The organism is Brachybacterium hainanense, from assembly GCF_042434575.1.
Taxonomy (GTDB): Bacteria; Actinomycetota; Actinomycetes; order Actinomycetales; family Dermabacteraceae; genus Brachybacterium; species Brachybacterium hainanense.
This window is the reverse complement of the sequence record NZ_JBHLSV010000022.1, coordinates 50,231-69,924: the sequence shown is the minus strand read 5'-3', so window position 1 is coordinate 69,924 and position 19,694 is coordinate 50,231. Positions and strand designations below refer to the sequence as shown.

The following is a 19,694-nucleotide window of genomic DNA, read 5'->3' as shown; positions in this document are numbered from 1 at the left end:
AGAATCCCGCTATGCCCGCCGGGCCCAGCGATTCCGGGGCACCGGGTGGTTCCGGAATACCAGGCGGGCCGGGTGATGCCGGGGCAGGGAGGCTGCTGGCTCGGGTGCCGGGGCGGTTGCGGCGGGGCGTGATGCGGGGCCGGTCGACGAGGGAGGCCGCGCCGCGGGTTGCGGGCCTGGTCGGGGACGAGACCCGGTCTCAGGTGCTGGGAGTGGTGCGGGACCTGGTCGCGGCCCGGGGGCCGGCGGCGGCGGAGCTGTTGGAGGCTCTTGCCCTGCTGCGTGTCGACGATGAGGACGAGGTCCCGGGCCCGGAGACGGATGTGGAGGCTCTCGCGGCCGCGACCGCGCTGCGGGTCAGCATCACCCAGGCCGAGTACGCGGTCCGTGATGCCCACAACGCCGTCTCGGACTTGCCCGTCCTCCTGGAGGCGCTGAGGGACGGCATCCTGCCCGAGGCGTGGATGACCCAGATCCTGAAGAGGTCCCGGCGCCTGGCCCACGCCTCCCGGCACGTCCTCGATCAGATCATCCCGGACTGGGATCTGGCGGGCATGTCCCCGGACTCGTTCCGGACCCACCTGGCGGCGCTGGTGCGCTGGCTCGAGGACCACGAGCGTCCCGACGAGCAGGACGAGGCCCCGGTGGAACGCTCGGTGTCCCTGGTCCCGCTGACCCGGGGGCTGGCGTGCCTGCAGATCGTGGGGCCCGCCCCGGAGCTCGTGCAGACGGCGCGGCGCCTGGACGTGACCGCCCGCGCGATCCGCGACGCTCAGCGCGCCGCACTGCGGGAGGGCACCGAGATCCCCGACGACCCCGACGGCACGGTCGCGGCGGCGGGAGCGCCGCTGCGGCTCTCGACGCTGCGCTATCTGCTGGTGACTCGGGCGTCCCTGGACGTAGGCGGCGTGGTCGTGCCGCGGGATCGCTTCCGGGTCACGGTCACGGTCCCGGCCCTGACGTTGCTGGGCGAGACGGACGTGCCCGGGATGCTGGACGGGGCCGTGCCCGTGCCCGCGGATCTCGCCCGGCACCTCGCCGGGGACGAGGAGACCTGGTACCGGGTGCTGACCGATCCGGGCAGCGGAGCATTCCTCCCCCTCCCCGCCACCACCTACCGGCCCACCGCCGCAATGGTGGAGCATCTGCGGCTGCGGGGACCACGCTGCGCGGTCCCGTCCTGCGCCCGGCCTGTGAGCGATGGTGCGGAGTGTGATCACATCGAGGAGTACCTCGCTGGTGGGGTCACGGCGGTGGAGAACCTGCACATGCTGTGTCGTCATCACCACCAGCAGAAGACCGCGGGACTGCTGGACCCGGTCCGTCTCCACGAACCCGGCGCCACACCCGGCGGGGCACGGGTGCCGGGGGCGACGCGGTGGCGGATCGGAACCGAAGCCGACCCCCTGGGATATGCGACGATCCATGATGATGTCGACCTCGTCGGCACCCTCGCGGTGAAGGCTCTGCGCTCTCATTACCTCGAACATCCCGGGGGCCTGTGCGACCGCTCCTGTCTCCAGCCCGGGAATATCCGCGCCCTAAAGATCGGAGAAACCCGAGATAGCGGGGAAGACCCGGGGAGGCGGGCTGGTCCGTGTTCCGGAGGCGATCATCCCCCGGGACGCGGTGGCGATGATTCTCCCGGAAGCACCGGTATGAGACCGGGAGAGAATCCCGGGAGCGCGATCGGTGATGCTCGGGGCCGTGATACCGGGAATTGCGGGCCCGGGAATGGTGCCCCTGGAGATCGGGATGCCGGGGGTGGGGAGGTCGAATCCGGCGCGCCCGGAGACGACGGTGCCCGAAGCGGCAGCACCGTGGACGGGATCGAGAACCCCCAGTCCCTGTCCGAGACGACACGGTCCTTCATCTCCGGTCCGAGCCTGGCCGAACGCCACGACCAGGAGATCGCCCACGCCCTCCAGCTCGACGCGGACCCGGGACCCGTGACATCCGTCCCGCACCCCCGGTCCAGCACCCCGGCCGGCAGCCCCGGGGACCCCTTCGGCTCCTACGGCGAGCCACCCTTCTGACCGCGCCTCCGGATCGCTGCAGGGGCAGGGTCGGGCCCCGGGAGAAAAGATCTCGACGCCGCTGGTCGGGGCATGGTGTCCTGCTCCCATGAACCTGACCATCCGCCCTCTGGACCCCTCCTCCGACTCCGACATCGCCCAGTGGGCCCTCCTCGAGGAGGCCCACGACGAGGCGCTCTACGGCGGGGCCGAGAGGCTGACCCCCGCGGAGGTCCGGGCGCAGCTCGAGCCCACCCGCTACTGGTCGCTGCGGCACTTCGTGGCCGTCCTCGAGACCCTCGAGGGCGGGGAGAGCATCGTGGGTCGGGCCGGCGTGCAGATCCCGCTGGAGGAGAACACCGACCAGGTCTTCCTGGGCGTGCTCGTGCACCCCGCGCATCGGGGCCGCGGGGTGGCGACGGCGCTGCTCGAGGAGGCGATCGTGCCGACGCTGCGGGAGATCGGCCGTCCCGTTGCGGCGAGCTGGGCGGACATCCCGGCCGAGGGCGATCCGGATGACGAGAACCTGCCGGCCCATCGGCTCGCCCGGCGCCTGGGCGTGGAGCGGAAGAATCTGGCCGTGTGCCGGGCACTCGCGCTCCCGCTGGCGGACGGGCTGCTCGAGGCGCTCGCCGCCGAGGCGCGCGAGAAGCAGGGCGAGTACGCGATCCTCGAGTTCTCCGGAGAGATCCCCGAGGAGCACCTGGAGGCCTACGGCGCCCTGCTCCACCAGCTCGACCTCGACGACCCCGACGAGGACTTCGACTACGAGCCGGCGCAGTACACGCCGGAGCGGATCCGCACCGCGGAGCGGCGCCTGCGCGAGCAGGGCAAGCGCAGCATCGTCGCGGTCGCGGTGGCCCCGGACGGCAGCTTCGCCGGCAACAGCGTCGTGGAGTTCCACGCAGGCGCGGGCACGACGATCGGCTGGCAGGAGAACACGCTGGTCATGCCAGAGCATCGCGGGCATCGGCTGGGCCTCGCGCTGAAGGTCGCGACGCATCGGCGCCTCGCCCAGGAGGCCCCGCACCTGCGGGCCCTGGTCACGTGGAACTCGCACGTGAACCCCTGGATGATCGCGATCAACGAGAAGCTCGGCTACCGGATCGCGCACCGGGAGCTCGCGCTGCAGGGGCCTGTCGAGCTCTGAGGCGGCGGCGCGTGGCCTGCGTCACGCAGGCGTGCTCGGAACACCTGGTCATATGGCTGACTGTGAACAGTCATTAGTCCTGCTTTATGGGATCTGGTGCACTGAGGATCCCCGGACCGCCGGTCCGGGGATCCGTCCTTCGCCCGAGGAGTCCCGATGTCGCCGCTGTCCCCGCAGGCATCCCGCCGGTCCGTGCTCGCCCTCGCCGCGAGCGTCCCCGCGCTCACGGCCCTCGCCGCCTGCGGCTCCGCGGGCTCGGACGCAGATCCGGGCGCCGCAGGCGGGGAGCCGCAGCAGGGCGGCACCCTCACCTACCTGGAGCCGCAGACCTGGTCGACGCTGTACCCGCCCTCGGCCGGCTTCTACCCCAACGGCGGCATCGTCCACAACATCACTGACCGCCTGCTCCACCAGGATCCCGAGACCCTCGCGCTCGAGCCGTGGATCGCGACGGCGCTGCCCGAGGTCGACGACGACGCCACCGTCTACACCTTCACCCTGCGCACCGATGCGACCTACTCCGACGGCACCCCCGTCGACGCGGAGAACGTCGTCAGGAACATCGATCTCTTCGCGAAGGGCGATCCGAGCCGGGCGCTGACCGTCTCCGAAGCCATCAACAACTACGACCGCGGCGAGGTGGTCGACGCCTCCACCGTGCGCTTCCACTTCACCGCACCCTCACCCGGCTTCGCGCAGGCCGTCTCCACCATCAACTCGGGTCTCCTGGCGAACGCGACCCTGGACCGCAGCGGAGAGCAGTTCGGTCCCGGCAACGCGACCGACATCATCGGCTCGGGCCCCTTCGTGATCGCCGAGGAGAAGATCGGCACCCAGCTGAGCCTCACCGCCCGCGAGGACTACGCCTGGGCGCCCGCCTCCGCCGGCCACACCGGGCGCGCGCACCTCGACGGCATCGACTACGTCGTCGCGGGCGAGGACTCCGTCCGCGTCGGCACCGTCACCTCCGGCCAGGCTCATATCGCCCGGCAGATCGAGGCACCCGACGAGCCGCTGTTCGATGCGGAGGGCCTGCACCTGCACGCCGCGGCGACGAGCGGCGTCAACAACGGGCTCAGCTTCCGCTTCCGCGACCCCGCCCTCGCGGACATCCGCACCCGCCAGGCCCTCATCGCCGCGATCGATCGCCAGGCGATCGTGGACACCCTGTTCACCGACTCCTACCCTCTGGCCACCGGAGCGCTCGCGACGACGGCGCTCGGTTACGTCGACACCTCCGCGCAGTACGTCCACGACCCCGCACAGGCGGCGAGCCTGCTCGATGCGGCCGGCTGGGTCGCCGGAGCCGACGGGAAGCGCAGCAAGGACGGGACACCCCTGACCCTCACGTTCAACGAGGCCCTCCCGCAGCCCCGCTCCCGCGAGGTCGTCACCCTCATCCAGGAGCAGCTCGCAGAGCTCGGCATCGCCGTGGAGCTGCACCCGGGGGACCAGGCCGCCCAGGACGCGGCCCGGGCTGAGGTGGGGACGCTGCAGGTATATCACTCGATGGTGGGCCGCGCCGACTACGACGTCCTGAAGTCCCAGTACCACTCCGGCAACCGCAACACCCTCCTGAACGGGGAGTCCGACGGCAGCGTGGGCGATCCCGACCTCGACGAGCTGCTCGCACGGATCGCCTCCGAACCGGAGGAGGAAGGGCGTCAGGAGGCCTCGGCCGCGGCCCAGAAGCACCTCGCCGAGCAGGCGTACATCCTGCCGATCTTCGAGGAGCCGCAGGTCTTCGGCTACACGGACGCCGTGCAGGGCTTCGCGACCGAGTCGGTGGGCCGCCCCTCCTTCTACGACACCTGGCTGGCGGGCTGACATGGCCTCCCTCGATCCCCGCTTCGCGCTGCGCCGCACCGGCGGCGCCCTGCTCGTGCTGGTCCTCGCCTTCACCGCCGCCTACGTGCTGCTCGCCGCCCTTCCCGGGGACGCGGTGATGGCCCGCTACGGCAACCCGGACCTGGGCCTGACTCCGGAGCAGCTGGCGGAGATCCGCGCCGCCTACGGCGCGGACCGCCCGCAGATCCTGCAGTTCCTCGACACCGCCGGATCCTTCCTGCGCGGGGACCTCGGATACTCCGTCAGCAGCGGCGCCGCGGTCACCGCGCTGCTGGGCGAGGCGCTGCCCTCGACCCTCGCCCTGGCCGGCTCCGGCCTCGTCGCCGCCGTGCTGCTGGCCGTGCTCATCGCCGTGGGCGCGACCCATCCCGGTCTGCAGGATCTGCCGGGGACCCGCGTGCTGCGGGGGCTCCTGCGCGGTCTGCCGCCGCTCATGGTCTCCCTGCCGGTGTTCTGGATCGGGATCGTGCTGATCCAGGTCATGTCCTTCCAGCTGGGCGTCGTCCCCGTGCTGAACGCGAGCCCGATGCAGGCCCTGATCCTGCCGGTCGCGACCCTCGCGATCCCGATCGCGGCACCTCTCGCCCAGGTGCTGATCCGCTCCATCGACGAGGTCTCCGCCCAGCCCTTCGTGACCGTCGCCCGAGCCCGCGGCGCCTCCGCCTCGTGGCTGCTGGGGCGCACCGTCGCCCGCAACGCCCTGCTGCCCACGCTCACCATGGCGGGGCTGCTGTTCGGCGAGCTGGTCGGCGGTGCCGTCGTCACCGAGGCCGTCTTCGGCCGCCTCGGCATCGGCCAGCTCACCGCCCAGGCCGTGACCGCCCGCGACACGCCCGTGCTGCTCGCGGTCGTGGTGATCTCGACCCTCGTGTTCGTCCTGGTCAACCTGGTGGTGGATCTGCTGTACCCGGTGCTGGACGCGCGCCTGCGCGGCCCCGGCGGCCGGCCCCGGACCCGCAGCGCGGCACCCGCCCTCCAGGACCCCGTCGATGAAGGAGCCCCGGCATGAGCGCCCAGACCCTCGAGCCCCGCACCGTCCCCGGAACCGCTCCAGCCCTGGAGCGGACCGCGCCTGCCGCGACACGCCCCCGGCGGCTGCCGCTCCCGCGCCCCACCGTCGTCCTCGCCGTCCTCGTGCTGCTGCTCTCCCTCGCCTGGGCCCTCGCCCCCGGCCTGTTCACGAGCCTCAGCCCGACCGCGAGCACCGGCACGTCGCTGCAGGCGCCCAGCGCCGCGCACTGGTTCGGCACCGACGCGACGGGCCGCGACGTGTTCGCGCGCGTCGTCCACGGGGCTTCGCACTCGATCACCGCCGCGCTCGTCGCCGTCGCCGTCGGCCTCGTCGTCGGCACCGGGATCGGAGTCCTCGCCGGCGCCGTCGGCGGCCTCGTGGAGGAGGCGCTCATGCGCCTGGTCGACGTGCTGCTGGCGATCCCCGGCCTGCTGCTGTCGCTGTCGGTCGTGATCCTGCTGGGCTTCGGCACGACGAACGCGGCGATCGCCGTCGGCATCACCTCGATCGCGACCTTCGCCCGGCTCTCCCGCTCCCGGGTCCTCGAGGTGCGGCGCAGCGATTATGTCGAGGCGGCCTTCGGCTCCGGCGGCACCCTCGCCTCCGTGCTTCTCCGCCACATCCTCCCGAACTCCGCGACGCCCGTGATCGCGCTCGCCGCCCTGCAGCTGGGCTCCGCGATCCTGCAGATCTCGACGCTCGGGTTCCTCGGCTACGGCGCCCCGCCGCCCACCCCCGAATGGGGGCTGCTGATCGCGGAGGGCCGCGACTACCTCGCCACCGCCTGGTGGCTGACGGTGCTTCCCGGCGCGGTCGTCGCCGCGGTCGTGCTGTCCACGCACCGTCTCAGCGAGGCGCTCTCGGCCCGTGAGGCCGGTGAGCGGTCATGAGCGGCGCCCTGCTCGAGGTCCGCGGGCTCGAGGTCGTCTACCGCACCCGCCGGGGCGAGGTGCCCGCCGTGCGCGGCGTCGACCTCGCGGTCGCCCGCGGCGGCGTGACCGCGCTCGTGGGAGAGTCCGGGTCCGGCAAGTCCACCGCCGCCCAGGCGGTCATCGGCCTGCTCGCCGACAACGGGCGCGTCACCGCCGGGAGCATCTCCCTCGCAGGGGCGCAGGGGCGGCGCGAGGAGCTCGTCGGGCTTCGCGAGCGCGCCTGGCGGGAGCTGCGCGGCCGGCGCATCGGCCTCATCCCGCAGGACCCCGGCAGCTCCCTGGACCCGGTGCGGACCATCGGCGCGAGCATCGCCGACCCCCTGCGGATCCACGGCTGGCGCGACCGCGCCCGCATCGACGAGCGCGTCCTCGAGCTGCTCGCACAGGTCGGCTTCGACGATCCGGAGCTGCGCGCCCGTCAGCACCCTCACGAGCTGTCCGGCGGCATGCGCCAGCGCGCCCTCATCGCGGCGGCCCTCGCCCTGGAGCCGGATCTGCTCATCGCGGACGAGCCCACGAGCGCCCTCGACGTGACGGTGCAGGCCACGGTCCTCGACCTCCTCGACGAGATGCGCGAGCAGACCGGGGCGGGCGTCCTGCTCATCACCCATGACCTGGCGGTCGCCGCGGACCGGGCCGATCATCTGGTCGTCCTGCGCGGCGGGCAGGTGCAGGAGCAGGGTGCGGCGGCCGCGGTCCTCGCCGCGCCCCGCGCCGAGTACACGCGCTCCCTGCTGGCCGACGCCCCCTCGCTCGCCCGCGTCGTCGAGCGCGCCCCGCACCGGCCGCCGGCCGGCGAGCCGCCGATCATCCAGGTGCGCGGCCTGCGCCAGGAGTTCGCGGGACGGGGGCGCACGGAGCGCCTCGTCGCCGTGGACGACGTGTCCTTCGACGTGGCCCGCGGGAGCACCCATGCGCTCGTGGGGGCATCCGGCTCCGGCAAGACCACGACCGGTCGCGCGGTCGCCGGCTTCCGCAGCCCGACCGCCGGCAGCGTGCACCTGGCCGGCACCGAGGTCACGGCCCTGCGCGGGGGACGGGAGCTGCGAGCGCTGCGCGCGCAGGTCCAGCTGGTCCACCAGAACCCCTTCGGCTCCCTGGACCCGCGCCAGAGCATCGGGGCGATCCTCGAGGAGCCGCTGCGGAACCTGCACCGCGGAGGCCGGGCCGAGCGGCGCGAGGCGGCCCTGCACCACCTCGACCTCGTGTCCCTGCCGCGGGACGTCGCCGCGCGGCGGCCCCGGGAGCTGTCCGGCGGACAGCGTCAGCGGGTCGCGATCGCGCGGGCGCTCATCCTGCGGCCCGAGGTCGTGGTCCTGGACGAGGCCGTCTCCGCCCTCGACGTCACGGTGCAGGCGCAGATCCTCCGCCTGCTGTCCGAGCTGCAGGACGAACTGGGCCTGACGTACCTGTTCATCTCCCACGACCTCGCGGTCGTGCGGCAGGTCGCCGACACCGTCTCCGTCCTGCGCCGCGGTCAGCAGGTCGAGCAGGGCCCTGTCGATGCCGTTCTCGAGGACCCGCAGCACCCCTACACGCGCGCGCTGATCGCGGCCATCCCGGGCCGCCGCGCCGAGCAGCACCGCACCCACCATCCCGAGGAGATCACGACGCCATGACCCGCCCCCGCCTGGGCCTGTTCACCCGCCTGCTGGAGGACGCCCCCGCCGCCGATCGCTACCGCTTCGCGCTCGAGCAGATCGCCCGCGCCGACGAGCTCGGCTTCGCCTCCGCGTGGGTCGCCCAGCACCATTTCGGCGCGCATGAGGGCGGGCTGCCCTCGCCGTTCGTGTTGCTGGCCGCCGCCGCCCAGCGCACCCGGAGGATCGCGCTCGCGACCGGCGTGGTGACCCTCCCCATCGACGACCCGCTGCGCGTCGCCGAGGACGCCTCCGTCCTCGACGCGCTGAGCGGCGGACGCGTCCAGCTGGGTGTCGCCGCGGGCGGGACCCCCGGCTCCTTCGCCGCCTTCGGCCGCGACCCGCAGGCGCGCCGGGAGCTGTTCGCGGAGCACCTCGAGGTCCTGCGCGAGGCGCTCGCCGGTCGCGGGGTGCGCGGCACCGACTCCCGCATCTACCCTGCCGCCGGCGATCTGGGGCAGCGGATCTGGCAGGCGACGTTCTCCGCGGACGGAGGCCGCCGCGCGGGCGCCGATGGCGACGGCCTCCTGCTCTCCCGTACTCAGCCGCGGCCGGAGGGTTCGCCCGACCAGCCCCTGCACGAGCTGCAGCTGCCGATCATCGAGGCGTACCGGGCGGCGCTCCCGGAGGGGACCGCGCCGCGCATCCTCGCCTCGCGCACCGCGCTGGTCGTCGATCCCGAGAACCGCGCCCGTGCCCTCGAGCTGGCCGAGCCGGGACTGCGGGAGCTCGCCGCGACCTTCCTCGGGGCGGGCGGCGCGGCCTCGGCGACCCTGTCCCAGCTGATCGCCTGGACCGACACGCACGTCGGCACCGTCGAGGAGGTCGCGGCATCCCTCGCGGCCGATGCCTCCCTCCCCGCCGTCACCGACGTGTCCTTCCAGGTCCACTCGATCGCGGCGCCGCACGATCTGACCCTGCGCAGCCTCGAGCTGCTTGCGACCGAGGTCGCCCCGCGCGTCGGCTTCGCGACCGGGCCCTCCGCCGTCCAGGGGCTGCGCACAGCACATCTCACCGCCACCGATCCGGTCGCCCAGACGCCGGGGAACGGAGCTCTCGCATGAGCGTCGACATCATCGACCACCTCGCCGGGGAGGGGCCGGGCGGCGAGATCGCCCGTCTGCGCTCCCTGCGGCCCCAGGCCCGCGAGCAGGCGCAGCGCAGCTACGAGGCGCTGCTCGAGCCCGTGGATCCGCGCGGCGTGAGCCCGCGCGAGCGCTACGCCGTCGCCGCCCTCGTCGCGCGCCTGCACGGTCCCGGTCCTGCCGCGGATCTCTACCTCGAGAACCTGCGCGACGAGGACGAGGCCCTCGCCGGCCTCCTCGAGGCCGGGGAGCCGATCGGCGAGGCGCGCCTGGATACGGCGCTCGCCCATGCCGAGCTGCTCGTGCTGCGCCCCCGCGAGGCCGGGCCCGAGCATCTGCGGGCCCTCGAGGAGGCCGGCTGGGACGCGGACGGGATCGTCACCCTCTCCCAGCTCGTGGCCTTCCTGACCTTCCAGCTGCGCGTGGCCCACGGGCTGCGCGTGCTCGCCGCCCATCCCGCACCTGCGACGGAGGAGCCCCGATGACCCGTCCCACGACCTTCACCCAGGACGGCCTCGGCTGGGTCCCGTGGATCGAGCCGGTCCCGCGCGAGGAGCTCACCGCGGAGCAGGACGAGGCCCTCCTGGACGAGTTCCGCCGCGCCTCCCCGTACTTCCGCCTCCTCGTCCGGGACCCGCAGGCGCTGCGGGCCCGCACCCTCACCGACCAGGACATCTTCTTCAACACCGACGGAGGGGTGGGCCGGGCCGAACGGGAGCTCGCGGCGACCGCGACCAGCCGCACCACCGGCTGCATCTACTGCGCCTCCGTGCACTCGGCCGCGGCGACCCGGGAATCCGGGCGGTACGAGGATGTGCAGCGCCTGCTGGACGAAGGCGTCGGTGCGGACCTCGGATCCCCCGCCTGGACCGCGATCGCCGAGGCCGCCGAGGCCCTCGCCCGCACCCCGCTGGACTTCGACGCCTCCCGGATCGACGCGCTCCGGGACGCCGGGCTGAGCGATGCGGAGATCGTCGACGTCCTCCACGGAGCCGCCTTCTTCCACTGGGCGAACCGTCTCATGCTCTCCCTCGGCGAGCCCGAGGTCCCCGCCCGGAGGAAGGACCGGTCATGAGCATCCCCGCCCTGCTCGACCACATCGTCATCGCCGGGCCCGACCTCGCCGAGGTCATCCGCTGGTTCGAGGAGCGCACCGGCGTGCGGGCCGCTCCCGGCGGGGTCCATCCCACGGGCACCGCGAACGCCCTCGTCGCCCTCAGCATCGGCGGGAGACGCGGGCCGCAGTACATCGAGCTCATCGGCCCGGATCCGGACCGGCCGGATCCCGCCCTCCCACAGGCCTTCGGCATCCCGCGCCTCACGGAGCCGACGCTCGTGACCTACGCGGTCCATCCCGCGGACCTCGATGCGGTCCTCGCCCGCGCCCGCGCCGAGGGCTACGACCCCGGCGACGTGCAGGACCTCTCCCGCCGCGCCCCCTCGGGCGAGCTGCTGCGGTGGCGGCTCTCCCGGGCGCCGGAGCCGCGGCGCCCGGAGGTCCCCTTCCTCATCGACTGGGGCGCGACCGCGCACCCCGGCCTCGGCGACCTCCCCGTGATCGAGCTGCTCTCCTTCACCCGTGCGGAGCCCGATCCGGAGGCTCTGCACCTGCTCACCGACGCCCTGGGCCTCGGCGACGGGGTCGCGGAGATCCGTGAGGGCACCGAGGCCCGCTACCTCCTGCGTCTGCGCGCCGCGGAGGGCTCCGAGCTCGAGCTCTGAGCCGGGCCGCCGCGCCCCGGACGACACGCCGGATCCGCCGCAGTCCTTGCCCGCAGGCCGATGCCGCCGTACATTCCGGGCACATCGGACACGGGCGAGGGGGCGCGATGGGCACCGGGGCAGGCGGCGGACGGCGACCTCCGCGACGGCGCGTGCACGCCCCCGGCCGGAACCGGGGACCGGCCCTGCTGGCGATCGGCGGGGTGATCGCCCTGCTGCTCTCGGGAGTCGTGCTGCTGCACGAGGAGCGGGCCGCGGAGACGGACGTCCTCGCCTCGATCCGCGAGCAGCCCGCCCGCGCGCCCTCGCACACGACGCGGATGGGCGAGCGCATGCGCATCACCGGGGAGATCAGCCCCAAGTCCGTGGTCGCGAGCCCGGACGGCCTGGTCATCGCGAACAACATGATGTACAGCCACAGCTCGACCGTGTACGACGCGACCACCCTCGAGCTGGCGGCGACCGTCCCGGACACGGTGGACCTGTCCGAGCACGGCGTCGACGGCCGGGCCGGGCCGACCGAGGGCGCCCCCGTCGAGGCCGCCTGGAGCCCCGACAGCCGCTACGCCTACGTCTCCCAGTACCGTCTCCGCGGCCCGGGGAGCGGGGAGCCCGCCACCGACGACTGCCGCAACGGGGACGGGATCGGCCGCAGCGCGGTGTACCGGATGGACGCGCAGACCCTCGCCTGGGACCAGGTCATCGAGGTGGGCCGGGTCCCGAAGTTCATCTCCCTGTCCCCGGACGGGAGCCTGGGCCTGGTCTCGAACTGGTGCGACAGCACCGTGTCCGTGCTCGATCTGGCCTCCGGGACGGAGCTGCGGCAGATCCCCGTGGACGCCGCCCCGCGCGGCAGCGTGATCCTCCCCGACAACCGCACCGCGTACGTCGCGGCGATGTACGCCGACGAGCTGTACCGCGTGGACCTCGTGGACGGCACCGGCGAGCTGGTCCTGGAGACCGGACGCAAGCCCCGCCACCTGGTCCTCTCGCCCGACGGTGCGCGCATGTACCTCACCGAGTCCGGGTCCGACCGCCTGCTCGAGCTGGACACCGCGAGCGGACAGGTGCTGCGGGAGATGCCCACGGGCCGCGAGCCGCGGTCGATGGCGATCTCCTCGGACGGGACGGCGCTGTACATCGTGAACTACCACGAGGACACGGTCTCCAAGGTCGACGTCGCCGCCTTCGAGGAGATCCAGCGCGAGGACGTGGGTCACCATCCCATCGGCGTCGCCTATGAGCCCCGCGAGGGCCGCGTCTGGGTCGCGAACTACTCCGGCTCGATCGACGTCTTCGAGGACACCCTGCCAGCGGTCCCGGAGGCGGACCCGCGCTGACGGCCCTGCCGCGCGTCCCCCGGCAGTGGCAGGATGGAGGTATGACCCAGAGCACAGACCCGGCCGCCGTCGATCCGTCCATCCCTCGCGTCGTCTCCGCCTCCCGGGAGATCGCCGCACCCGCCGCCGTGATCTTCGAGCTGATCGCCGACCCCGCCCAGCAGCCCCGCTGGGACGGCAACGACAACCTCGCCTCCGCCGAGCCGGGCCAGCGCGTGCACGCCGTCGGCGACCGCTTCGCCGTGACCCTCACCAAGGGGACGCTGCGCCCGAACCACGTCCTCGAGTTCGAGGAGGGACGCCGGATCGCGTGGACCCCCGCTCCCGATGACGTGCCGCTCGGGCACATCTGGCGCTGGGAGCTCGAGGAGCTGGGGGAGGGGCGCACCCGCGTCACCCACACCTACGACTGGACGGCGCTGCGCGACGAGGCGCGGATCCGCCGGGCGCTGCGGACCACGGAGACGAACCTCCTGGCCTCGATCGACCGGCTGAAGGCGCTCGCGGAGGCGTCATGACCGGCCCGCCGATGACCCCGGAGGAGCAGCGCATCGAGGGAGCGATCGAGGCGGCGATCGCCCGCGGCGACTTCGATGACCTCCCCGGCAGCGGGGAGCCGCTCAGGCTCCCCTCCACCCACGACCCCGACTGGTGGATCAAGGAGCGGCTCGAGGGGGACGACGTGGACCGCGACGCGCTCCTGCCGGTCGTCGTCCTGCTCCGCCGCGAGCACGACCAGCTGGAGGAGACCCTCGAAGCGCTCGGGACCGCGCAGCAGGTCCGGGACTACCTCGAGGACTTCAACGAGCGGGTCCTCGCCGACCGGGCCGCGAACCCGCTGGCCCGCATGCTCGCTCCCACCGTCGAGGTGGAGGAGCGCGTCGCCGCCTGGGAGGCCGTGCATCAGGAGCCCGAGCCCGCCGCTGCCCCGGAGCCGGTCCGCCGCCGCCGATGGTGGCCCTGGTCAGGCTGAACCGCCGTAGACTCGCCTGCATGCCCCGACCCCGTCTGATCGCCACCGACCTGGACGGCACTCTGCTGGGCCGCGACGGCCTCGTGTCCGTGCGCACGTCGCAGGTCTGGCGGAGCCTGGCCGAGGCGGATATCCGCACCGTCATCGTCACCGCCCGCCCGCCCCGCTGGGTCGACCATCTGGCCCCCTACACCGGGGACCACGGGATGGTCATCTGCGGGAACGGGGCGTTCCTGTACGACGTGGCGCAGCGGCGCGTCGTCGAGACGCACGGGCTCGAGCCGGCGCTCGTGCAGGAGCTGATCGCGGACCTGCGCACCATCCCGGGCGTGTCCTTCTCCGCGGAGCTCGCCGACGGCTTCCATCGCGAGGACGCCTATCCGGCGGGCACGCCCGACGGCATCCCGGAGATCGGGCAGGAGCGGATCGCGCCGCTGGACGGCATCGACGCCCCCGCAGGCAAGCTGCTGGCACGCACCGCGGAGGTCCCCGGCGAGGAGTTTCTCGGCCGGGTGCGCGAGATCATCGGCGCCAGGGCGCTGCTGTCCCAGTCCTGCATGGGCTCCCTCGCAGAGATCGGCCCGGTCGGGGTGACGAAGGCCCGGGCGCTCGAGGCCTGGTGCGCGCAGCTCGGGATCAGCGCCTCCGAGGTCTGGGCGTTCGGGGACATGCCCAACGACATCCCGATGCTGACCTGGGCCGGGACCGGCTGGGCGGTCGCGAACGCGCATGAGGACGTGCTCGCGGTCGCCGATCGGGTCTGCGGCCGCCACGACGAGGACGGCGTCGCGATCGCGCTCGAGAATCTGCTGGCGGCCGCGGGCGCCCGCCCCTAGGCTCGGCCCCATGCACCTCGAGAACATCGTCATCGACGCCGTGGATCCGGGGCGTCTGGGACGCTTCTGGCAGGAGGCCCTCGGCACCGAGCAGCTGACCGATGTCGCGGAGGGGTTCGAGACCCGTCTGCACCTGGGCGAGGCCGGGTTCCTGGATCTGTGCTTCCCGCGCGTGCCCGATGCCGCGGCCGGGGCCCACCGCCTCCACCTGGACCTGCATCCCGGCGAGGATCAGGACGCCGCCGCGGACCGCCTGCGCGCGCTGGGTGCACGGGACCTCGACCACGGGCAGGGGGACGCGCCGTGGATCGTGTTGGCGGACCCGGAGGACAACCCGTTCTGCGTGCTCGAGCCCCGTCCCGAGCAGGAGGGCGCCGGCCCCGTCGCGAGCCTGCCTCTGTATGTCGCGGACCCGGCCGCGGCCGCCGACTTCTGGGGCCCGCTCAGCGGCTGGGTGCCGGTCGCGGCATCGGCCCCGGCGGCTCTGCGGCATCCGAGCCTCGCCGGGCCGGTGCTCGAGCTGTGGCCGCAGCCGCGCCCCGAGGCCTCCCGGAAGAACCGTATCCACCTGGACATCCGCCTGGACCCGGGGGACGACATGGATCAGGTCGCCCGCGAGGTCCTCGCACGCGGCGGCGCCGAGCCCGCCCACGACTGGGGTCAGCTGCCCTGGCGCATCTTCACCGACCCCGCCGGCAACGAGTTCTGCGTCCTGCCGGTCCCCACCAGCGACGGAGACGAGCATGCGTGATCTCGAGGACCTGATCGAGGAGGCCGAGGCCGCCGACGTCACCGGCTGGGGCTTCGGCTACCTCGACGGCCGCGCCACGGAGGAGCGCCCGCCCTGGGGCTACGCGCACCTGCTCGCTGAGCACCTCGCGCAGGTCGACTCCGCCCTCGATCTCGACACCGGCGGCGGCGAGGTCCTCTCCGAGGCTCCGGTGCTGCCGCCGCACATGGTCGCGACCGAGGCCTGGGAGCCGAACGCGCAGCGGGCCCGGGAGCTGCTGGGCCCGCGGGGCGTGCGCATCGTGCCCGGGACCGCGGAGCTGCCGGACGCCTCCTTCGCGCTCGTCACCTCCCGCCATCCGGTCGTGCCGGACTTCCCGGAGATCCACCGGCTCCTGCGTCCGGGCGGCGCCTACCTCGCCCAGCACGTCGGTCCCGCGTCCTGCTTCGAGCTCATCGAATGGTTCCTCGGTCCGCAGCCCGAGGCGCGGAAGGGCCGGGACCCGCAGGCGGAGGCGGCACGCGCCGAGGCCGCGGGCCTGGTGGTCGACGAGATCCGCACCGCCACCTGCCGCATCGAGTACCACGACGTGGGCGCGATCGTCTGGATCCTGCGCAAGTGCCCCTGGTGGGTGCCCGGGTTCACGGCCGGCGAGCATCTGCCGCGGCTGCGCGAGCTCGACGCGCGGCTGCGCGTGGGCGAGCCCTTCGTCGATGCCTCGACCCGGCACCTGGTCAGGGCGCACCGGCCGCACTGAGCACCTGGCGCGTCCTGGCCGCGAGCTCCTGCACCGCGGCGATCGGCCTCGCGGGATCCGCAGAGCCCAGGTCGCGCAGCGCGGCGTCGGCCCTGCGCGCGAACTCTGCAGGGCCGATGCCGGTGGTCCGCAGCGCCAGCGCGGCGACCGAGGGGATCAGCCCCTTCTCGTTCGTGACCCAGCTGCCGGCCGCCGCATGCCAGGCGTGCGCGCACCACATCAGCGCGCTCGCGCACATCATCTGGATCCAGGCCACGTCGCCCTTGGCCACGCCCTTCGCGGCGCCGGCGGCGAGGAACTCCGCAGTCCACAGGTTCTCGATCAGCGCCTCCTGCAGCGCCGGCGGATACGGGTCGAGGCCCGCCCGCAGCCGCGGCATCAGCTGCTCCGGATCGACGAGAGATCGGCAGGTCGCGACCTCCCCGGCATAGGCGACGTCGAGGAAGCCCAGCGGATGCCCCGTCTGCGCATGGGCCACGAACTCCCCGCGGATCGCCCGGTCCCGCTGCTGGGCGACCCGCTGCGCATCGCGCAGGATCAGATCGACCGCCGTGCCCTCGACCTGCAGCCAGGCTCCGCCGTCGACCCAGGGGCCCCAGCCGCCCGGTCCCGCGACGGCGACGTCCGGGCCGCCGATCTCCCGGGCCGCGGCGGTCAGCGCCGCGAGATCCAGGGTCGACGTCTCGTAGTAGAGCCCCAGGTCGACGTCGGATCCGGCGTGATGGGTGCCCCGGGCACGGCTGCCGCCGAGGACGACGGCGCGCACCCCCGGCACCTGCGCCACGCGGCGGGCGATCTCGTGCAGACGGCGGTCGGGGATCATGCGGCCTCCTGGGCGCTCCGGAACCATTCCTCGGGGTCGGCGAGGGCGGGATCCGCGCCGCGGGCACGCAGCCAGGCGCACACGTTCTCGCAGTCCCGGCGCAGGAAGGCCGTCCCGTTCGTGTTCGCCACGAGGTCCACGACCTGCGGCACGTCGATGACGACGGGGTCGAACTGCCCGTCGCGGGTGTCGATGAGGATGTTGTAGGGGGAGAGGTCGCCGTGGGCGAGGCCGAGGGCGGCGAGGTCGATCACGAAGGAGCGCAGGTCCTCCGCCCAGTTCGTGGCGGTCTGCGGATCGGGTTTCGTCTCCTGCAGCCGCGGGGAGGCCGCGCCGTCCTCGGTGCCGATGAACTCCATCAGCAGCTCGGTGCCCGCGATCTGCACGGGGTACGGGACTGGCAGCCCCGCCCGCCACAGCCGGGAGAGGATGTCGAACTCGGCCCGGGCCCAGCGATCGGCTGCGACCTGTTTGCCGAAGGCCGTGTTCTTCGCGATCGCGCGGGCCTCCCGCGAGTCCCGGCCGCGCCGCCCCTCGGTATAGGCGTGGGAGCGATGGAAGGAGGAGTGCTCGCTGCTGCGGTAGCGCTTGGCGACCATGAGCACGGACTCCCCGGGCGCTCCGGTGAGGTCCTCCGCCGGCAGGGAGCGCTCGATGAGGAAGGCGTCCGCCTCCTTGCCGGTCTTGAGCATGCCGAGCTCGGTGTCGATCGCGCCCTCGTGCTGGACGACCCAGTCGGGGAAGGGCTGCGGTCCGCGGTCGAGGGTGTGGGCCGTCTCCGGCCAGGTGGACCAGCGCTGGTCCTGATCGAGCTCGGCGACGGAGTCAGCGGCGAGCGAGAGGGCGTAGAAGGTGTCCCAGTCGAAGGACGATGTCATGGGTGGTGCTCCAGGGGTGAGGAAGGACGGCAGGGGTCAGCGCGAAGACAGCCATGGGGTCCTCCTTCATCCGGGAACGGTCTGGGCGAGGATATGCGGGCGCCGCCGCGCAGGGCCAGCGAATATCCGACCGATAGGATCTGCGCATGTCAGAGCTCTGCATCCGCCTCGTCCTCCCCGATCCTGACCGCTTCGATGCGTGGCGGGATGCGGTGCGCGATTTCGCTGGCACGGGCATGGACGGATCCGGGTATGCGGCAGGGGAGGCCCTCGATCCCGCGCCGGAGGACTTCGCACAGTACCTCGCGGCCCGTGCGGCCGAGGCCGATGAGACGCGGCCCCCGGCCCCCGGCCGCGTCCACTGCAGCTACACCTGGATCGTCGGCGAGGACTGGGAGGGCGGCGGTCCGCTGCTGGGCTTCGCCGCCCTCCGTCACCGGCTGAACACCTTCCTGCTCGACCAGGGCGGGCACATCGGCTACAGCGTCCGGCCCGCGGCGCGCCGCCGGGACGTCGCGACCGCGGCCCTGCGCCTCCTGCTCGAGGACGCGGGCGCTCGCGGCATCGACCCCGTCCTCGTGACCTGTCTCGAGGAGAACGTCGGCTCGCGAGCGGTCATCGACGCGGCAGGCGGGAGCTGCGAGGACTCCCGGAGCGGGCACCGCCGCTTCTGGTTCGGCGGCCGTCCCTGGCCCAGCCGCCCGGACGTCCCGTGAACCCTCCCGTCGTCCTCCTCAGGTGAGCAGCTCGGCGAGACGTCGCTGCGCGATCTCCCGGGCGGTCCCGACGGAGATGCGCCCGGGTTCCACGAGCACGGCGACGGAGAGCCCGTCCAGGAGGGCGAGCAGCTCTGTCGCCGCCGCATCGGCGCGAGACCAGGCGAGCTCGGGCCTGGCCCGGGCGAGCAGCTCGGCGAGGGAGCGCTGCAGCCGGCTCCACGTGCGCCGGTACTGCGCCGCGACGGCCTCGTCGACGGCGGCCTGAGCGGCGAAGGCGAGCCAGACCCGGCCGGCGGTCGATTCGACGGAGGAGGGGATGAGCAGGTCCGTGAGCCCGGTCAGGCGCTCGACGGGATCGGATCGTCCGCTGCCCGCCTCGATGGCCTCCGCGGTCTCCTCGACGATCGTCATGGCGGCGGCGATCATCGCCGAACGGGTCGGGAAGTGGTGCTGGACGGTGCCGATCGCGACGCCTGCTCGAGCGGCGACGGCGCGCACGCTCAGCCCGCCCACGCCGGAGGCGGCGACGATCTCGACGATGCTGTGCTGGATCGCGTCCCGGGACATCCTCCGAGCCTAGCGGCGGGGGCCGAGCTCCCGGTACATGCGCCAGGCACGTGCTGCCGTGCGGCCCGCGAGAGCGAGGGGCTCGTCCCCGGCGCGGTCCTCCACGGCGGGACGGGAGGCGACCGCCGCCAGGCACAGCAGCACCGTCCCGAGCCCGAGCAGGGCGAAGCGCAGCGTCTCGACGGCGAGCCCGACCAGCACCGCGAGTCCGGGGTGCTCGGGCCCGAGATCGACCGTGACCAGCAGGGTTCCTGCCCCCGCGAGGCTCAGCACCAGGCCGGTCGCGGCCGGGGCGAGCCAGCTGCGCGTCGCGTGCTCCCCGCTGATCGCCGCGACGAGGAGGAGCACGAGGGCGAGACCCGTCGCCCCCAGCCGGGCGAGGCTCCAGCTCTCGAGGTGATGGGCGACGCCTTCGAGGTCTCCGCCCAGGAACGCCGTGCGTTCGCCGAGGAGGCCGAGGCCGGAGCCGATCAGCGCGACCGCGCAGGCGCAGAGCCCCAGGGCGGCCGCCCCCCGGGCGCGGCGGCGGAAGCGGAGCAGCAGGGCGGCGCCGAGCAGCGGGGCGAGCAGGCCCACCAGCGACATGATCCGGACCATCACGACCTCCTGTCATACGAATGTATGCACTAGACCATACAGGTGTATGCCCGGAGGGGGAAGGGCCCGC

At 73.6% G+C, this 19,694-nt stretch carries 21 protein-coding genes; 17 read left to right on the top strand and 4 right to left on the bottom strand.

Annotated features, from left to right (window positions below; translation table 11 throughout):
* Positions 1–212: 212 nt before the first annotated feature.
* From ACFFF6_RS15515 to ACFFF6_RS15440, 16 genes are all read left to right on the top strand, one after another.
* A complete protein-coding gene (locus ACFFF6_RS15515) occupies positions 213–2,036 on the top strand; it encodes an HNH endonuclease signature motif containing protein (protein WP_376982357.1) in 1,824 nt (607 codons plus the stop codon).
* Positions 2,037–2,124: 88 nt separating this feature from the next.
* The gene (locus ACFFF6_RS15510; protein ID WP_376982355.1) at positions 2,125–3,165 is read left to right on the top strand and encodes a GNAT family N-acetyltransferase; all 1,041 of its coding nucleotides are present in this window, start codon (positions 2,125–2,127) and stop codon (positions 3,163–3,165) included.
* A 156-nt stretch (positions 3,166–3,321) separates the two neighbouring features.
* Positions 3,322–4,992 (top strand): TIGR04028 family ABC transporter substrate-binding protein, encoded by a 1,671-nt coding sequence (locus tag ACFFF6_RS15505; RefSeq protein ID WP_376982353.1) that lies wholly within the window; start codon positions 3,322–3,324, stop codon positions 4,990–4,992.
* Between the two features lies 1 nt (position 4,993).
* Positions 4,994–6,022 (top strand): ABC transporter permease, encoded by a 1,029-nt coding sequence (locus ACFFF6_RS15500; RefSeq protein WP_376982351.1) that lies wholly within the window; start codon positions 4,994–4,996, stop codon positions 6,020–6,022.
* Positions 6,019–6,915: an ABC transporter permease gene (locus tag ACFFF6_RS15495; protein ID WP_376982349.1), complete on the top strand. Its 897-nt coding sequence runs from the start codon at positions 6,019–6,021 to the stop codon at positions 6,913–6,915. Before ACFFF6_RS15500 ends, ACFFF6_RS15495 begins: the two co-directional genes overlap by 4 nt.
* Entirely contained in the window at positions 6,912–8,576 is a 1,665-nt protein-coding gene (locus tag ACFFF6_RS15490; RefSeq protein WP_376982347.1) for a dipeptide ABC transporter ATP-binding protein, read from the top strand. Before ACFFF6_RS15495 ends, ACFFF6_RS15490 begins: the two co-directional genes overlap by 4 nt.
* A complete protein-coding gene (locus ACFFF6_RS15485; RefSeq protein ID WP_376982345.1) occupies positions 8,573–9,661 on the top strand; it encodes a putative FMN-dependent luciferase-like monooxygenase in 1,089 nt (362 codons plus the stop codon). Before ACFFF6_RS15490 ends, ACFFF6_RS15485 begins: the two co-directional genes overlap by 4 nt.
* Complete coding sequence (locus tag ACFFF6_RS15480; protein WP_376982343.1) at positions 9,658–10,167, top strand: CMD domain-containing protein; 510 nt, start codon at positions 9,658–9,660, stop codon at positions 10,165–10,167. Before ACFFF6_RS15485 ends, ACFFF6_RS15480 begins: the two co-directional genes overlap by 4 nt.
* A complete protein-coding gene (locus ACFFF6_RS15475) occupies positions 10,164–10,757 on the top strand; it encodes an alkylhydroperoxidase domain protein (protein WP_376982341.1) in 594 nt (197 codons plus the stop codon). The genes ACFFF6_RS15480 and ACFFF6_RS15475 overlap by 4 nt, the downstream gene beginning before the upstream one ends.
* Positions 10,754–11,404: a VOC family protein gene (locus ACFFF6_RS15470; RefSeq protein WP_376982339.1), complete on the top strand. Its 651-nt coding sequence runs from the start codon at positions 10,754–10,756 to the stop codon at positions 11,402–11,404. Before ACFFF6_RS15475 ends, ACFFF6_RS15470 begins: the two co-directional genes overlap by 4 nt.
* A 152-nt stretch (positions 11,405–11,556) precedes the next feature.
* Positions 11,557–12,744 carry a YncE family protein gene (locus ACFFF6_RS15465; protein WP_376982337.1) on the top strand — a complete coding sequence of 396 codons (1,188 nt, stop codon included), beginning with the start codon at positions 11,557–11,559 and terminating at the stop codon, positions 12,742–12,744.
* Positions 12,745–12,785: 41 nt separating this feature from the next.
* The gene (locus ACFFF6_RS15460) at positions 12,786–13,262 is read left to right on the top strand and encodes an SRPBCC family protein (protein WP_376982335.1); all 477 of its coding nucleotides are present in this window, start codon (positions 12,786–12,788) and stop codon (positions 13,260–13,262) included.
* Positions 13,259–13,717 (top strand): DnaJ family domain-containing protein, encoded by a 459-nt coding sequence (locus ACFFF6_RS15455; RefSeq protein ID WP_376982333.1) that lies wholly within the window; start codon positions 13,259–13,261, stop codon positions 13,715–13,717. Before ACFFF6_RS15460 ends, ACFFF6_RS15455 begins: the two co-directional genes overlap by 4 nt.
* Before the next feature lie 20 nt (positions 13,718–13,737).
* The gene (locus ACFFF6_RS15450; protein WP_376982331.1) at positions 13,738–14,553 is read left to right on the top strand and encodes an HAD family hydrolase; all 816 of its coding nucleotides are present in this window, start codon (positions 13,738–13,740) and stop codon (positions 14,551–14,553) included.
* Between the two features lie 10 nt (positions 14,554–14,563).
* Positions 14,564–15,304: a VOC family protein gene (locus ACFFF6_RS15445; protein ID WP_376982329.1), complete on the top strand. Its 741-nt coding sequence runs from the start codon at positions 14,564–14,566 to the stop codon at positions 15,302–15,304.
* Positions 15,297–16,040, top strand: a complete 744-nt coding sequence (locus ACFFF6_RS15440) for a methyltransferase domain-containing protein (RefSeq protein WP_376982327.1) — start codon at positions 15,297–15,299, stop codon at positions 16,038–16,040. Before ACFFF6_RS15445 ends, ACFFF6_RS15440 begins: the two co-directional genes overlap by 8 nt.
* Here ACFFF6_RS15440 and ACFFF6_RS15435 read toward each other — a convergent pair.
* Positions 16,018–16,863, bottom strand: a complete 846-nt coding sequence (locus ACFFF6_RS15435; protein ID WP_376982325.1) for a nucleotidyltransferase domain-containing protein — start codon at positions 16,861–16,863, stop codon at positions 16,018–16,020. The two genes, ACFFF6_RS15440 and ACFFF6_RS15435, sit on opposite strands and share 23 nt — an antisense overlap.
* A complete protein-coding gene (locus ACFFF6_RS15430; protein WP_376982323.1) occupies positions 16,860–17,741 on the bottom strand; it encodes a serine protein kinase RIO in 882 nt (293 codons plus the stop codon). Before ACFFF6_RS15430 ends, ACFFF6_RS15435 begins: the two co-directional genes overlap by 4 nt.
* A gap of 146 nt (positions 17,742–17,887) precedes the next feature.
* On the opposite strand from ACFFF6_RS15430, the gene ACFFF6_RS15425 reads away from it, so the two are divergent.
* A complete protein-coding gene (locus tag ACFFF6_RS15425; protein WP_376982321.1) occupies positions 17,888–18,457 on the top strand; it encodes a GNAT family N-acetyltransferase in 570 nt (189 codons plus the stop codon).
* 18 nt (positions 18,458–18,475) lie between these two features.
* Here the strand turns inward: ACFFF6_RS15425 and ACFFF6_RS15420 are convergent, their stop codons facing one another.
* Entirely contained in the window at positions 18,476–19,027 is a 552-nt protein-coding gene (locus ACFFF6_RS15420) for a TetR family transcriptional regulator C-terminal domain-containing protein (RefSeq protein WP_376982319.1), read from the bottom strand.
* Between the two features lie 9 nt (positions 19,028–19,036).
* Entirely contained in the window at positions 19,037–19,624 is a 588-nt protein-coding gene (locus tag ACFFF6_RS15415) for a hypothetical protein (protein ID WP_376982317.1), read from the bottom strand.
* Between the last annotated feature and the right edge of the window lie 70 nt (positions 19,625–19,694).